The 14,003-nt window shown below is 70.8% G+C and carries 12 protein-coding genes; 2 read left to right on the top strand and 10 right to left on the bottom strand.

Annotated elements, in window-relative coordinates:
- Positions 1 to 156 precede the first annotated feature (156 nt).
- The gene (locus tag LR393_RS17875; protein ID WP_231485084.1) at positions 157 to 870 is read left to right on the top strand and encodes a hypothetical protein; all 714 of its coding nucleotides are present in this window, start codon (positions 157 to 159) and stop codon (positions 868 to 870) included.
- Positions 871 to 959: 89 nt separating this feature from the next.
- On the opposite strand, the gene LR393_RS17870 is transcribed toward LR393_RS17875, so the two are convergent.
- From LR393_RS17870 to LR393_RS17845, 6 genes are read right to left on the bottom strand one after another with little or no spacing between them, the layout of a single operon-like run.
- Positions 960 to 2,717 (bottom strand): ABC transporter ATP-binding protein, encoded by a 1,758-nt coding sequence (locus LR393_RS17870; protein WP_231485083.1) that lies wholly within the window; start codon positions 2,715 to 2,717, stop codon positions 960 to 962.
- A gap of 5 nt (positions 2,718 to 2,722) precedes the next feature.
- Positions 2,723 to 4,420 carry an ABC transporter ATP-binding protein gene (locus tag LR393_RS17865; protein WP_231485082.1) on the bottom strand — a complete coding sequence of 566 codons (1,698 nt, stop codon included), beginning with the start codon at positions 4,418 to 4,420 and terminating at the stop codon, positions 2,723 to 2,725.
- Positions 4,417 to 5,802: an ABC transporter ATP-binding protein gene (locus LR393_RS17860; protein ID WP_231485081.1), complete on the bottom strand. Its 1,386-nt coding sequence runs from the start codon at positions 5,800 to 5,802 to the stop codon at positions 4,417 to 4,419. Before LR393_RS17860 ends, LR393_RS17865 begins: the two co-directional genes overlap by 4 nt.
- Positions 5,799 to 6,620 (bottom strand): ABC transporter permease, encoded by an 822-nt coding sequence (locus LR393_RS17855; protein ID WP_231485080.1) that lies wholly within the window; start codon positions 6,618 to 6,620, stop codon positions 5,799 to 5,801. The genes LR393_RS17860 and LR393_RS17855 overlap by 4 nt, the downstream gene beginning before the upstream one ends.
- Positions 6,617 to 7,564: an ABC transporter permease gene (locus LR393_RS17850; RefSeq protein ID WP_231485079.1), complete on the bottom strand. Its 948-nt coding sequence runs from the start codon at positions 7,562 to 7,564 to the stop codon at positions 6,617 to 6,619. Before LR393_RS17850 ends, LR393_RS17855 begins: the two co-directional genes overlap by 4 nt.
- Positions 7,561 to 9,075, bottom strand: a complete 1,515-nt coding sequence (locus tag LR393_RS17845) for an ABC transporter substrate-binding protein (protein WP_231485078.1) — start codon at positions 9,073 to 9,075, stop codon at positions 7,561 to 7,563. The genes LR393_RS17850 and LR393_RS17845 overlap by 4 nt, the downstream gene beginning before the upstream one ends.
- Positions 9,076 to 9,183: 108 nt before the next feature.
- On the opposite strand from LR393_RS17845, the gene LR393_RS17840 reads away from it, so the two are divergent.
- Complete coding sequence (locus LR393_RS17840) at positions 9,184 to 9,861, top strand: TetR/AcrR family transcriptional regulator (protein ID WP_231485077.1); 678 nt, start codon at positions 9,184 to 9,186, stop codon at positions 9,859 to 9,861.
- A gap of 19 nt (positions 9,862 to 9,880) precedes the next feature.
- Here the strand turns inward: LR393_RS17840 and LR393_RS17835 are convergent, their stop codons facing one another.
- Genes LR393_RS17835 through LR393_RS35465 form a run of 4 tightly spaced genes read right to left on the bottom strand, consistent with a single transcriptional unit; the run spans position 9,881 to position 13,990 of the window.
- Entirely contained in the window at positions 9,881 to 11,191 is a 1,311-nt protein-coding gene (locus tag LR393_RS17835) for a salicylate synthase (RefSeq protein WP_231485076.1), read from the bottom strand.
- The gene (locus LR393_RS17830) at positions 11,188 to 11,916 is read right to left on the bottom strand and encodes a class I SAM-dependent methyltransferase (RefSeq protein ID WP_407937331.1); all 729 of its coding nucleotides are present in this window, start codon (positions 11,914 to 11,916) and stop codon (positions 11,188 to 11,190) included. The genes LR393_RS17835 and LR393_RS17830 overlap by 4 nt, the downstream gene beginning before the upstream one ends.
- A 35-nt stretch (positions 11,917 to 11,951) precedes the next feature.
- Positions 11,952 to 12,734, bottom strand: a complete 783-nt coding sequence (locus tag LR393_RS17825; protein WP_331282959.1) for a thioesterase II family protein — start codon at positions 12,732 to 12,734, stop codon at positions 11,952 to 11,954.
- Positions 12,731 to 13,990 (bottom strand): cytochrome P450, encoded by a 1,260-nt coding sequence (locus LR393_RS35465; RefSeq protein WP_269327447.1) that lies wholly within the window; start codon positions 13,988 to 13,990, stop codon positions 12,731 to 12,733. Before LR393_RS35465 ends, LR393_RS17825 begins: the two co-directional genes overlap by 4 nt.
- Positions 13,991 to 14,003 lie beyond the last annotated feature (13 nt).

The raw sequence follows: 14,003 nt of genomic DNA, 5'->3' as shown, positions 1-14,003 counted from the left end.
GAGCCGACCGAACGAACGCCACAACTCGTCATCGTCGGCCTCCAGCGACCGGGCCCTACCGTCTTTCTGCATGAGGACAGCCTACAACATTAATATTTGCGTGCGCACGCACATTGTTGTACGGTCCGAACACCTGTCAACGATCCGAGGAGAACCATGAACACCATGATCGTGCGCCCTGACAGCGGCGTCATCACCGTGATCGAGCGCTTTGCGACCCATACCGAGAGCGGCCTGCCGACCGACGGAAAGTTCCAGGTGACCAATACCCCACCCGATCCGACCGCGTCAGCCGTGCCGTCGGCCGCCACCCGGGCCGCCCGCGACCACCTCGAGAAATCCCTCCGCCACACCGAGGGTTTCGTCTCGGCCACTCTCCTGCAAGGGCAGGGCGGCGAGATCGCCCTGTACTCCCAGTGGAATACGACAGACCCCGCCGTCACCCAGGTGCGTCCCGAATGGTCCCTACGAACCGCGTTCACCGACGCCAACGACATCCAGCTGGTCGATGCCCGCACGTTCAGCGTCGACTTCGTCGCGCCCGGTCAGCAGACCCTCTTCTCCCGGACCGCAACCCCGCACGCTCATTTCGGCGTCTTCACAATGCCGCCCCACGCCCAGGACGAACTTCTGGAGGCAGCCCGGGTCTCGGCCCCCCGGTCCATCGGAACGCCGGGACTGGAGGCCATCAACTTCCATCGCAGCCTGGATGGCAGCGAAGTCATCAACTTCGGCGCCTGGACCACCTTCGCCCACTTCCGCGAACTCTTCCAGCGGCCAGGCTTCTCGGCCGACGAGAAGTGGTACCAGGGATTGGCCAGCTTCCGGAACTACTTCTTCGCTGTCCTGGCTGTCATCGATCAGCCCTGACCACAGGGGAGCAGTGACGTGTCCAGGGGGTGCCTCGGCCCGGCCGGACCGAGACACCCCCTGGACACCGGTCCCGGGTCACGGAAACTTCAGTACTGCGGGGACACTTCGTGATCATCTGCACCCGGAAGCGAGCTGTCGCCAGATGTTCGTCCTGTCACCCGTGCCTGATCGTTCAGAAGCCGCTGGTACAGACCTTCGTGCTCAGCCAGTTCCCGGTGTGTGCCTCGCTGAACGACCCGGCCTCCTTCGATGACCAGGATCTGATCGGCGTCGGTGACCGATTCCAGGTCGTGGGCCACGAGCACGACACTGCCGGAGCGGGCCAGGCGGTGGGCCGTCTCGATCACCAGGCGGCGGTTCTCCGGATCCAGCGCCGAGGTGGCCTCGTCCATCAGCGTGAGCGGGGCCTTCTTGAGCAGGGCCCGGGCGATGCAGACGCGCTGACGTTGCCCTCCGGACAGGCGGCTGCCACCCGGGCCGCACGGGGTGCTCAGGCCTGCGGGCAGGTCCCGGATGGTCTGCGCCAGGCCGGCTTCCTCCACCGCCGCCGCCACTTCGGTCTCCGACGCGCCGGGGCGCCCGGCCCGGATGTTGTCGCCGATGGTGGCATCCAGCAGGTAGTCCTCCTGCAGGACGGTGCCCAGGCCGGCGTAGAGGTGTTCCGGTGTCAGGATGCGCAGGTCGTGGCCCGCCCGGGTGATCGATCCGGAGGTGGGGTCCCAGAAGCGGGCCAGCAGCCGGATCAGGGAGGTCTTCCCGGCACCGGACGGCCCCACCAGGGCCGTCAGACCCCGCGGTGGCAGCGTGAACGAGACATCCTCCAGAACAAGAGTTTCCCCGTACCGGAAAGACACCTTCCGGACTTCGACGACGCCAGTCCGTGTCTCTTCCGAGCCCTCGCCGGTCAGGAGAGGAGGGCTGTTCAGGATGCCGGCCAGCCGGGTGAGGGCGCCGCGTTGCATCCTGAGGCCGGCGGCGAGCTCGGCCCCGGTGGCGGCCACCGCGCTGAGGCGGGTGAGCACGATCAGGGCACCGATGAACGCAGTGACTTCGAGGCTACCGGCGGCCACCCCCAGGACGCCCAGGGCGATCAGGGCGGCGAACAGCGCGTTGAGGGTGACGCTGAACAGCAGCAGCCCCGGGAGCACGGTGCCGGCCGAGCGCAGGGATGTGTCGCGGACGCGGGCCAGGGCCTGCTGAAGGTCTCCGGTGTCGTCCGGCCCGGTGTCGGTCCGGATCAGGTGCTGGCGGGTCGCGTACTCCAGCAATCGGCTGGTGCCTTCGGCGGCGGCCTGGTGGCGGCGGGAGTCGACGGAAGCAGCCAGTCGGGTGCTGTACCCGCTGACCAGCCAGGCGATGCCGACGGCCAGAAGGGCCGCGATCGGGTAACGCCAGTCCAGGAGCGCCAGGACGAGAGCAGCGGCCACCGGGGTGACGACGGCCGAGAGCGCTGGGCGCAGCAGGAGGGCCGGGTAGGACATGAGCGCCGTCACGCCCGAACTGGCGCTGGTCACGACGTCAGCCTGGCGGGTGGGAGTGAACCAGCCCAGCGGCAGAACCGCCAGGTGCTCGCCGAGCCGCACGTGCAGGGCCCGCGCGGATTCGCTGCCGACGCGGAAGGCGATCATCTGGGCGATCCACTGCACGACGACGAACACCGTGGCGAGCACCGCCAAGGCCATGAGCCAGGTCAGGGAACCGGTGTCCAGAAGGGCAGCGACGGCGAGACCGGCGGCTCCGAGGGCCAGTCCGTGAAGGATGGCCGCAGCGCCCAGCCAGGCGGCCAGGCGGAGCAGGTCCCGGCGCTCCCGGCGGGGCAGGATGCGCATCAGGTCCAGCAGCATGAAAGTCAGCTCCGCGAGAGGGAAGATTCATCGGTCAGAAGTGCGGTGTAGGCGGGGCAGGAGGCCAGGAGTTCGTCGTGGGTGCCCTGCCCGGCCAGACGTCCCTCCTGCAGCACGAGGATCAGGTCGGCGTTCTTGGCCATGCGCATCTCGTGGGTGATGAGCAGAACGGTGCGTTGTGAGGCCTCGGCCCGCAGGGTGCCGATCAGATCGCGCCGGGTCTGGGCGTCGACCGCGGAGAGCGCTTCGTCCAGGACGAGAAGATCAGGGTGGCGCAGCAGGGCCCGGGCCAGGCAGACGCGCTGGCGCTGACCTCCGGAAAGGTCGGTGTCGAGGCCCAGGACGGTGTCGTAACCCTTCGGCAACGCCATGATCTCGTCGTGGACGGCGGCTGCCCGAGTAGCTTCCATCACCTCCTCATGAGCCAGTGCCCTTCCACCGGTGAGGTTGTCGGTGATACTGGCCCGGCGCAGGCCGGTGTCCTGGAAGACGAAGGCGATCCGCCGGTAGAGCTCGTCCTCGGGCATCTCGCGAAGGTCGCTGCCGCCCAGCCGGACCCGGCCCTGGCTGGGGTCGGTGAATCTGGCCAGCAGGGCCACGATCGTGCTCTTGCCGCTGCCCGAGGTTCCGACCAGCGCCACCAGCCCTCGCGGCGGGAGCTCCAGGGTGATGTCCGTGAGCGCGGCCCGTCCGCCGTCGTAACGGTGGCTCACACCTTCCAGGGCCACAACACCACGGGCCGACGCATGACCCCACGAAAGCGTCTCCTGGCCGAGGAACTCAGTGATGGACCCGACGGCGGCCAGTCCCGAGCGCAGGGCCTGAAGACGCGGGCCGATCACCGCGACCGGTGCACCGATGGCCGGGCCGAGCAGGGCTCCCGCGACCAGCCCCTGGGCGTCCACCCATCCCCCTTCTCGGCCCACCCAGCCGACCAGGACGAACATACTGACGCTCAGGCCCGGGGTGACGATCAGCCAGGAGGCGGTGGTGACCACGGAGGTGCCCTTCGACCAGCCCCGGAAGAAGTCGTGAAAGGCGTGCACGGCATCGAGATAACGGGTGTGCGCTCCCCCGGCGCCGCCGTAGACCTTGGCTCCGGGCAGGCCGTGCACGTAGTCGACGACGCTGGTGTTGATGGCCTGCTGCGTGCGGCCGAACTCGGCGAAGCCGCCGCCCGAGGCGTTGAGTGCCGTGAGGTACCAGGTGATGCCCAGGAGCAGAGGGATCAGGGCCACCAGCGCCAGTTGCCATTGGATGACGGCGAGCGCCACCAGTCCGGCCAGGGGCGTGACGACGAATCCGGTGATGTCCAGCAGCGTGTGCGCGATGAGGTAGTGCAGGGCCTCGGTGTCGTCCTGTACGACCTTCTTGATCCGGGCCGCACCGGCGCCGCTGACGTGGGGCAGCGGTAGCCGCCGGACGGTGCCGGCCAGCCGGGTCTGCAGTTGCCAGGTCAGCTTCGCATCAGCGCGGTGCGAGATCCAGGTGGCGGCAGCGGAACTCAGGGCGGAGCCGATCGTTGCGAACACGGCGGCCATCACCACGGTCCGGCCCGGTAGGGGGTCCTCGTTCAGCGACGCGCCGGCGAACTCGATCAGTGTGATCAGCGGGACCAGGGTCAGCAGCCCGGCCAGCGCCTGAAGGGTCAGGGCGGCACCCAGGGCGGTTCGTACGGGCCGGAGCAGGTCGGGGACGGTCATCGCAGTCGGCCTCCGGTGATGGTGAGGACGCGCCCGGCTCGGGCGGCGACGCTCGGGGTGTGGGTGATCAGGACCATGGGGGTGCGGTGTTTTTCCCGCCAGCCGTCCAGGGCGTCGAGAATGTGGGACGTGGTGGTCGCGTCGAGCGCGGCGGTGGTCTCGTCGCACACGAGGACGTCGGGAGCGGACGCGAGGGCCCGGGCCAGCGCCACCCGGTGCCGCTGGCCACCGCTGAGCCGGGCCGGGGTGCGATCGAGAACGTCCTGCGGCAAGGCGAGGTCGCTGATCGGATCGGCGCCGGCCGGGCGCCCGGCCCGGGCCGCTGCGTTCATGGCGCGATGGAGGGTGCGGCGGACGGTCTCGTGCGGGTTCAGTGCCGCGAGCGCGTCCTGCCCCACGTAGGCGATGAAGGGCTGGCGTCGGCGCGCACGCACCGCGGCGTCCCAGTTTATTTGCGTCCCGTGCACTCTCAGGGTCCCCCGGGCTGGTGGAGCGAAGCCGCACAGGGCGCGGGCGAGGGAGGTTTTCCCGCTGCCGGAGATGCCTTGGACAGCGATCATCTCGGCCGTGCCGACGGTGAGCGTGACGTCGTCCAGCAAGCGCCGTCCGCCGCGTTCGATGACGATGCCGGAGGCTTCCAGGACGACGGACCGGGGCCGGGAGCCTAGCGTGATCGCTTGCGGTTGCCGGAGCTTGGGGGACGCGGCGGGCACCCGTCGGTGGCCGTCGTCCAGTTCCAGGATCTGGTCGGCTCTTGCGGCCACGAGGTCGTGATCGTGGCTGATCACCAGGACCGCCGGCTGCCAGGGAAGGGTGGTGAAGGCGGCCTGGACCTGGGCGGCGGTCCCGGGATCCAGTCCGCTCGTGGGCTCGTCCAGGATCAGCAGCCCCGGACGGGTCACGAACGTCCAGGCCAGAAGGGCGCGCTGCGCCTGCCCGCCGGACAGCTGGGCGGGATGTCGCCGCAGCAGGTTCGGGTCGAAGGACGCTGTCGCGATGGCTGTCCGCACCAGCTGGTTGCGGTGCTCGCGACCGGTCTTCGGGTGGGCGGTGCGCGCGGCCGTCAGTAACTGGGCCAGCACCCGCCGTCGGGGGTCCAGCGCACTGGCCGGGTCCTGCGGCAGGTAGCCGGCCAGCCGACCGCGGATCTGGGCTCTTCCTGAGGCGGTGAACGGGTCGTGCCCCCTCACCTCGACCGTGCCGGCGGTACGCCGTAGTCCGGGGCCCAGGTGTCCGACCAGGGCCTGGGCCAGGGTGCTCTTGCCACTCCCGGAGGGTCCGATCAGGGCGGTGACGCTGCCGGGGCGCAGGTCGAGATCTACGCCGTCCAGGATTTTTCGGCCTTGTGGGGTGAGCACGCTCAGTCCCTGAACCCCGGTCATGCCAGCTGTCCTGTCTGTTCCAGGCCACCGGCTCGTTCCACCGCGAGCCGGTCCAGCAGCGCGCTCATCCCGACGGCGAGCACGACCAGCAGGACGGCCGGGACGATGACCGGCAGCGGGTTGGCGTTCAGGCCGGTGCTGTTCTCGCGGACCATCCGGCCCCAGTTCGCCGTCGGTGCCCCGGCTCCGAGGCCGAGGAATCCGGCGGTGGCCGCGAGCTGGGTGGCGGCCACGAACCGGATCCCGCCCTCGGCCAGGGCCACCGGGGCGATACCCGGCAGGAGGTCGTACCGGATCACGGCCCACCCGGATTCTCCCCGGGCGCGGGCGTCGCACACATAGTCGGTGGTGATCAATCGGGAGGTCCGCTCGTGGATGATGCGGACCGAGAAGGGAATGCTCACCGCCGTGATCGCCACGGCCACCACGACATCGCTGCCCGCCGAGCCCGAGGCCGCCAGCAGCAGGACCAGCACGGCGGGGACGGCGGCGAAAGCATCCACCGCGCGTTGCCCGGCGGCGGCGGTGCGGCGGTGACAGGTCCGCGCGGTCCCGATCCCGACGCTCAGGCCGGCCAGGCTGCCCAGCAGGGTCGCGGCGATCGCCTGCAGGACCAGGGTGCGGCCACCCGCCAGGACGCGGGCCAGGACGTCCCGGCCCAGCACGTCGGTCCCCAGGAGGTGAGCGGTGCCGCCGGGTTCGAAGGGACGGCCCACCGGCGCGGTGATGCTGCCCGGGGCGAGCCAGGGACCGATCACCGCCACCGTCACGACGGCGCCCACCGGCAGGGCGAAAACCCATCGGCGAAGGCCGCTCACGGCTGTCCCTCCCGGGGATGACGGCGATCCAGCAGGCGCACGAGCACGTCCCCGGCCAGCAGCACCAGCAGGGTGGCGCCTCCCAGCAGCAGGCTGATCGCCTGGATCAGCGGGACATCCCGGGTTCCCACCGCACGGGTCAGCTCATAGCCCAGACCGGGCACGTTGAAGAGGGTCTCCACGACGACGCCACCACCGAGCAGACCAGCCAGCATGATCGTGAACGCGTGCACGGCCGGGCCGGCCGCGTTGGAGACCACCGTCCAGACGTACCGTGCGCCGCGCACCCCGTTCAGCCGGGCGAACTCGGCGTACGGCGAGGCCGCGGACTGCACCACACAGGCCCGCAGCAGGCGCATGGTCGACCCGAAGCCGCCCAGGGCCAAGGCCGCGGCGGGCAGCACGATCAGCTCGGGCTGCTGCCACAACGACTGACCCAGGGGAACGATCGCCACGGCCGGCAGCACCGGCCACCAGAGCGTGAACACCAACAGCAGGCCGGTCGCGATCAGGAAGTCCGGGGTCCCGATCAGCCCCAGCGTGGTGCCCGAGAGCGCCCGGTCCAGGCGGCTTCCCGCCCGCAGTCCGGCCCAGGTGCCGAGCCCTCCGGCGAGCACGAGCAGCAACCCGGCCGCCGGCAGGATCACCGCGAAGCTGGCTTCCAGCCGGGCGCCGACGATGTCCGTGACGTCCGTGCCCGACACCATCGACGTCCCCAGATCACCGTGCAGCACACCGCCGCCCCAGTCCAGGTACCGCTCCAGGGGCGGACGGTCCAGCCCGAGCGCGAGGCGCACCGCCTCACGCTCGGCGTCCGTGGCGTCCGGGCCCGACACCGCGCCCACCGCGTCCCCGGGAAGGATGTCGGTGGCCCAGAACACCAGCACCGACAGCACGGTGAGGGTCACCGCGCACACGGCAACCCTCACCGCGAGCCAGCTCACTGCGACACGGTCGCCTGCGCCAGATCGGGGAACTGCAGTTCCCTGATCCCGGACACACCCTCGACCGCGGCACTGATGTTCGGCACGAACATCACCCCGAGCTGACTGCCTTCCTTCCACAGCAGTTGCTGCGCCTGGTGCGAGGCGCTCAGACGCTCCTCCGCCGAGGTGGCGCTGCGGGCCGTCTGCACCAGCGCGTCCACGTCCGGGAACGCGCCCGGCGTCCAGTTCGGCTCGAACGTTGCCGGCGGCGTGTAGCCCGCCTTGAACGGCAGCTTCGCGTAGGCCCCGAAGTCGGCGTACAGCTCACCCGCGGCCAGTTCCCGAAGCTTCGCCTTGACGCCGATGGCCTGCAGGTCCTCCACGACCAGGGTGGCGGTCTCGACCATGCCGGCCAGTTCCGGCCCGGCGGTCAGTTCCACCTCGATGCCGGCGGCCCCGGCCTCGGCGAGCAGTTCCCTGGCCCGTCGCGGGTCGTAGGCGCGCTGCTCCAGCGAGGTGTCGTAGTTCGGGAACCCCAGGCCGGGAACATCGTTGCCGATGAACGCGTGCCCGTAGTAGACGTTCTCCCGGATGCGTTCGCGATTGACCGCCAGCCGGAAGGCTTCCCGCACGCGCACGTCGTCGAACGGCTGGGCCGCCGGACTCATGGTGAACTGCAGGTACGAGGCGTAGGGCAGTTCGCCGGTGCTGACCGCGGTGCCGTCCACCCCCTCCAGGGTCTGGGCCTGGGCGGGGGTGAGGCCACTGATGTAGTCGACCTGGCCCTGGCGCAGGGCGTTGACCCGGGCCGTACCGTCCGGGATGGAGACCAGTTCGATCGAGTCCAGCGACGGCGCCTGGCCGTAGTAGGTCTCGTTGCGCCGCAGCGTGGTGGACCGGCCCGCCTCGAACGCAGTGATCGTGAACGGACCGGACGAGGGGGTCTGCGGCGTGAACTCGGTCGTCCCGTCCTTGATCGCCAGCATGCTCTGGCAGATCAGGTCCCGGCCGTCGGCGATCGGCGACAGCGTGGGCAGGACGACCGTCGAGGCGTCGGGAGCGGTGGCCTTCTCCAGGTCGAAACCGCGGGCCACCAGCTGGGTGAACGGCAGCCCCTTCAGCAACTGCGGCGCCCGCAGCGAATACAGCACGTCCTTACTGGTCAGGGCCGAGCCGTCGGTGAACTTCACGCCGTCGCGCACGCTGAGGGTGTACTCGGACAGGTCGTCGGAGACGTCGATCGATTTCAGCACGCCGTAGGAGACGCCGGCCTCGGCCGAGGCATCCAGCTCGCACAGCGGGGCGTGGACGAGCTTGGCCCGCACGTAGTCCAGACCGGTCGGGCCCTGCAGGTAGTTCAGTGTCTCCGACGCCCCGCCCGCGAACGCTGCCCGCAGCGTCCCGCCGGTGGCATCGGCGCCCTGCTCGGCGCCGGCTTCCGACTCTCCCCCGCAGGCCCCCAGCACCAGCGACACGGCCAGCGCCGCGGCGACCCCGGTACCCCGTCTGCGGCTTCTCGTGGCCATCATGCGACCCCTTCATCTCCTCGATCAGATCCGGCCGACGGCCGGATGTTTACTATGTATACCACGCTACTGAGAATCATTTTCAATATGCCCGGCGGTTACGATTCGGTGGTGAAAACCCTCAACCAGGAGGCGATCGTGCTGGTCGCCCTCGACATCGCCCGGCAGAAAGGTCTGCCCGCGGTGACGATGCGAGCGGTCGCCGGCCACTTCGGGGTGACGGCGATGGCCCTGTACCGCCACGTCGCGGACCGGGAGGAACTCGCCCGCCTGGTCGTCGACCGCATCGGTTCCCACATTCGTCCCGCCGCACCCCAGGGCGATGCACGGGAGGACGATGTGGCCGGCGACCACACGACCGATCACGCGGACTGGGACGATCGGGCGCGGGCCTGGGCCCGGGCCCAGCGGACGGTCCTGCGCCAGTACCCCGGCACCGCCGCCTGGCTGATCGAGAACGGCCCGGCCGGCCCGCAGGCCTACCGCCTCCTCGAGAACCTGGCCGCCGCCCTGGCCGGGTCCGGTCTCGATGACGCCCGCACGGCCCGCGGCACGGCCCTGATCATGAGCTGGACCTTCAGCCGGGTGGCCGTGGAGGACCGGGCCGGCCCACCCCGCGGCGAGCGCGCCGACACCTTCGTCGGCGGACTCACCACGATCGACCCCGAACGGCACCCGGTCACGGCCCGGATCGGCCAGGAGTTCTTCACCCTCGACGACGAGGAGATCTTCGAGACCGGCCTGAACTGGATCCTGGCCGGTCTGGGAGCCGACGCCGCAGCGACCTGACCAGCTCACCAGATCCTGATCAGCTCACCAGATGAGGCGCCACACTCCGCAGCTTCTCGCAGGTCTCCTCCAGCTCCCGCTCCGGAGTCGAGGCCGCCACCACCCCGGCCCCCGCACGCAACCAGGACCGTCCCTGCTGGGTGAAGACGCTGCGCAGCACCAGCGCCGCGTCCAGGGCCCCGGTGTGGTCCGCGACGATCACCGCACCTGAGTAGAGCCCGCGCGCAGAACCTTCCAGGCGCACGAGCGCCTCATAGGCCTCGGCCTTCGGGATCCCCGACGCGGTGACGGCCGGGAAGAACGTGCCGAAGGCGTCCCAGGCACCCCGGCCCGGCGCCAGACGACCGGCCACCCGCGAGGCCAGGTGCTGCACGGCACCGCGCGGGAGCACGCTCATGAAGTCCTCCACCCGCACCGATCCCGGCTCGCAGATCGACTCCGCCTCCTGCACGGCCAGCCGCACGCTGGTGGCGTGCTCGGCGATCTCCTTCAGATCCGACAGCAGGTCGAGCCGATTGGCCTCGTCCCGCTCCGATCCCAGCCCCAGAGCCCTGGTCCCCGCCAGCGGCTGGGTGCTGACCCGGCCGTCCGCCTGCACCTCGACCACCGTCTCCGGGCTGAACCCCGTAGCTCGCCAGCCACCCAGGTCCAGATGGAAGGACCGGGCCGCCGTCACCACCCGGCGTCCCGCCAGGAACGTGGCCACCAGGTCGGGGGCCGAGGCGAGCGGCACCTCGCGGGACAGGATGACCTTCTCCAGCCGCGTCGTGGCAATGTCCTGCACCGCCCGGGCGACCGCGGCCCGATAGGGGCCGGCCCCCGCCAGGAGGTCGGCCTCGATGGGTCCGGGTCCGCGCGGGGCCACCGGAACCGTCTGTTCGAGCGCCTGCCGAGCCGAATGCTGCTGATCCGGCTCAGCGGCCCGGATCTCGACCTGGCCGCCATCGCGCTCGACGACCAGCTCCACCTGGGGCAGGACCAGGTGAAGCAGCGGTTCCTGCCCGCTGACCCCGCTCTCCTGGCCCGCCCGGTGCAGGGCCAGCTCGAACCGCGCCCACCCGAAGGCCCGCCACAGCGGATACGGGCAGGCCGACAGGGCGCCCGCGACATCGGCCAGATCCGGATGCGGCACCGGGTCGGACCAGGTGGTGGTGAGAACGTCCGCGCAGAAAACCAGTTCAGCCCGCAGGCCGACCGCGCAGCGCAGCGTGCCGCCGTTCTCGTAGACCACCACCGGCCCACCGTCAGCCAGGCGCACGGCGGCCTCGACCACGGCGTCGATGCCGCCGGGTCCGGCCGGGATGGTCCTTGAGGTCAGGGTGTCCGTCATGACTGTCCTTCCCGGTGCCGGTGCAGAACCGCGACCTCGGGAAGCCCGGATCCGGTGCGGCCACCGAGCGCCGTGACCCGCAGTCGCGACTCCCGGGCCAATTCCTCCATCCCGACGGTGTGCCAGAGGTACCCGCCGCGCACCTCCCGCAGCACGCGTCCGGTCTGGTCGCTGACCGTCCAGCGCGAGGCGAAACGCATGCCGCCCGCCTCCTCCGCCCTCCCGCTGACCCACCACTCGTAGACGTGATCGCCGATGCCGGCGCGCAACTGCCGCGCTTCGGGGAGTGCGCGGGCGCCGCGCACCCCCATCAGTTCGACCACGATGACCCCGCCCGGCGACAGCCGCTCCCGCAGCCTCGACCACAGTCGGGTGCGGCTGTCGGTGTCCAGGTGCCCGGCCACGCCGAACACGACCGCGGCCCGGATGCGTTCCGGCAGAGCCAGATCGGGTGCGGCATCGGTGGCGACGGTGACGCGCGCGAGCAGGCCCGGGTCCGCGGCCAGACGCGAGACCAGCACCGCTCGCATCCCCGGCGCCGGCTCCACCGCCAGAATCGGCGCCCCGGGCACGGATTCAGCGATGATCTCGGTGATCCGGCCGGTTCCGGCGCCGATCTCGACCACCGTGCCGGGCACGTCCTGGAGTCCGGACAGGGCCTGCCGCAGCAGCGGGCCGCTGCGGGCGGCCTGCTGCTCGGCGACCAGTTCGTAGAACTCGGCCATGTCCCCGTAGGCGCTCACCTCCTGGTTCAGCGCCGTCACGGGGCGTCCAGCCAGGCCGAGCGCAAACTCCTCAGGGCCGGATCCAGCACGGACAGCACGTCGTTCACCACGTCCCGCCGCCGGGGCACGAGATAGAAGTGGTCGCCGGGAAACATCCGGGTGCTGACCGGGCCGGTGGTGAAGCGGGTCCAGCCGAAGGCGCCGTCATCGTCCGGACCCTGCAGTTCCGGGTCGTCCGTCCCGCCCAGGACCCGGATCGGGCAGTCCAGCGGTGGCACGGGAGTCGGCCGGTAGGTCTCGACCAGACGGTAGTCCTCACGCACACTGTTCAGCACCGCCGCCCGCAGCACCGGATCGTCCAGGACCTCGGGCGGCGTGCCCCCCAGACGCTCGAGCTCGCCCCGCAGACCGTTCTCGTCCTGCCGATGCACCGCACCACCCAGGCCCCGGTCGAGCGACCGCCGGCCGGACAGATACAGCCAGGTCGGCTCCGGGACACCCAGTTCCCGCAGGTGCCGGAGCGTCTCGCACGCGACGATGGTGCCCATGCTGTGCCCGAAGGCGATCCACGGCCGGTCCAGGACCGGCACCAGAGCCTCGGCCAGGGCCTGGCCCATCTCGTCCAGGCTGCCCGCGGCCGGTTCACCGAAGCGGTCCTCGCGGCCGGGATAGCCCGCGACCAGGAGTTCCACCGAGTCCGGCAGCAGGGTGTCCCAGGCCCGGAACGACGAAGGACCCCCTCCGGCGTGCGGGAAGCAGACCAGGCGCACCGCTGCCGCGGGACGCTCGCGAAATCGCCGCACCCACGAGCCGGTCACCAGGCCACCCGCAGTGATTCCAGGCCGTAGGTGGCGGAGTCGGGTTTCACGTCCAGGGATCCCTGCGGGTCGGCCTCGCGCAGGCCCGGCAGCCGGGTGAACAGGGCCGAGAGGGCCTCGTGCAGCTCGACCCGGGCCAGGTTCTGCCCCAGGCACTGGTGAATGCCGTGCCCGAACGCCAGGTGATGCTTCTGGGCCCGGTCGGGATCGACCAGCCCGGGATCGGGGAACTCGTCCGGGTCGTGGTTGGCCGCGCCCAGCAGCGCGATGATGCCCTCCCCGGCCGGCACCGTTCCGCCGGAGAGCTCGACCGGGGCCTTGGCCACGCGCAGCGGGATGGTGTCGGCCACCGACAGCACCCGCAACAGCTCCTCGATCACCGAGGGCCACAGTGACGGGTCGGCCAGCACCCGCTCGCGCAGGCCCGGGTTCCGGCTGAGGTACAGCGCACCGAGCGTGATCATGCTGGTGGTGGTCTCGCGCCCGGCCACGATCGTGATGCCCACCGTGGAGAGCAGTTCCTGCCGGGTGATCAGTTCCGGCACCAGATAGCGGGCCACGAGGGCCGAGAGCAGGTCCTCACCCGGATTCGCCAGCCGCGCGTCGACGAGGGCATTGAGGACGCCGAACAACCGTCCCAGCGCGGCATTCACTTCCGCGGCGGTACTGTCACGACCACCCGAGACCCGGGTGACGTCGCGGAAGAACTCCACGTCCTGCGCCGGAGCACCGAACAGCTCCAGGACCGTCGTGGTCGACAGCACGTTCGCGTAGTCGGCCACCAGGTCGGCCGGGGCACCGGTCTCCTCCATCCGATCCAGCCGGCGCTCGGCCGTGGCCCGGATCCGCGGGCGCAGGGCCTCGGTGCGACGCATGGTGAACTCGGCCACGAGCATACGGCGGATCTTCGTGTGGTCCGGCGGGTCGGTACGGATGAACGGACGCGCCCGCGCGGCCGCCTCCTGCTCCCCTGCTCCCATGGCGGGGAAGGCCGGGATCCGCACGTCCGAGCTGACCGCCGGATTCGCCAGAGCGGCCCGCACATCGGCGTAACGCGTGATCAGGTGCGGGGTCTTGCCGGTGGGGATACGTACCTGAGGCACCGGATCACTCTCCCGCAGCTGCGCGTAGCGCGCCGGTGGGGCGAACGGCTGCTCGCGGCTGAACGGAAAATCATCGAGGGACGCCCCGGTGACCGGGCAACGCACCTGCTGATCAGCGAGGCCGGCGGTGGTGGGGTCGGGTGTGGTGGTCATGGCTCCTTCAGTG

It is taken from the genome of Kineosporia mesophila, from assembly GCF_021129235.1.
GTDB classification, from domain to species: domain Bacteria; phylum Actinomycetota; class Actinomycetes; order Actinomycetales; family Kineosporiaceae; genus Kineosporia; species Kineosporia mesophila.
The sequence above is the reverse complement of the archived record's forward strand: the minus strand, read 5'-3'. Positions and strand labels throughout refer to the sequence as shown.

Coding starts and splice junctions, on each gene's coding strand:
- LR393_RS17875 (WP_231485084.1), top strand. CDS start 157: ATGAACACCATGATCGTGCGCCCTGACAGCGGCGTCATCACCGTGATC.
- LR393_RS17870 (WP_231485083.1), bottom strand. CDS start 2,717: ATGCTGCTGGACCTGATGCGCATCCTGCCCCGCCGGGAGCGCCGGGAC.
- LR393_RS17865 (WP_231485082.1), bottom strand. CDS start 4,420: ATGACCGTCCCCGACCTGCTCCGGCCCGTACGAACCGCCCTGGGTGCC.
- LR393_RS17860 (WP_231485081.1), bottom strand. CDS start 5,802: ATGACCGGGGTTCAGGGACTGAGCGTGCTCACCCCACAAGGCCGAAAA.
- LR393_RS17845 (WP_231485078.1), bottom strand. CDS start 9,075: ATGATGGCCACGAGAAGCCGCAGACGGGGTACCGGGGTCGCCGCGGCG.
- LR393_RS17835 (WP_231485076.1), bottom strand. CDS start 11,191: ATGACGGACACCCTGACCTCAAGGACCATCCCGGCCGGACCCGGCGGC.
- LR393_RS17830 (WP_407937331.1), bottom strand. CDS start 11,916: ATGGCCGAGTTCTACGAACTGGTCGCCGAGCAGCAGGCCGCCCGCAGC.
- LR393_RS35465 (WP_269327447.1), bottom strand. CDS start 13,990: ATGACCACCACACCCGACCCCACCACCGCCGGCCTCGCTGATCAGCAG.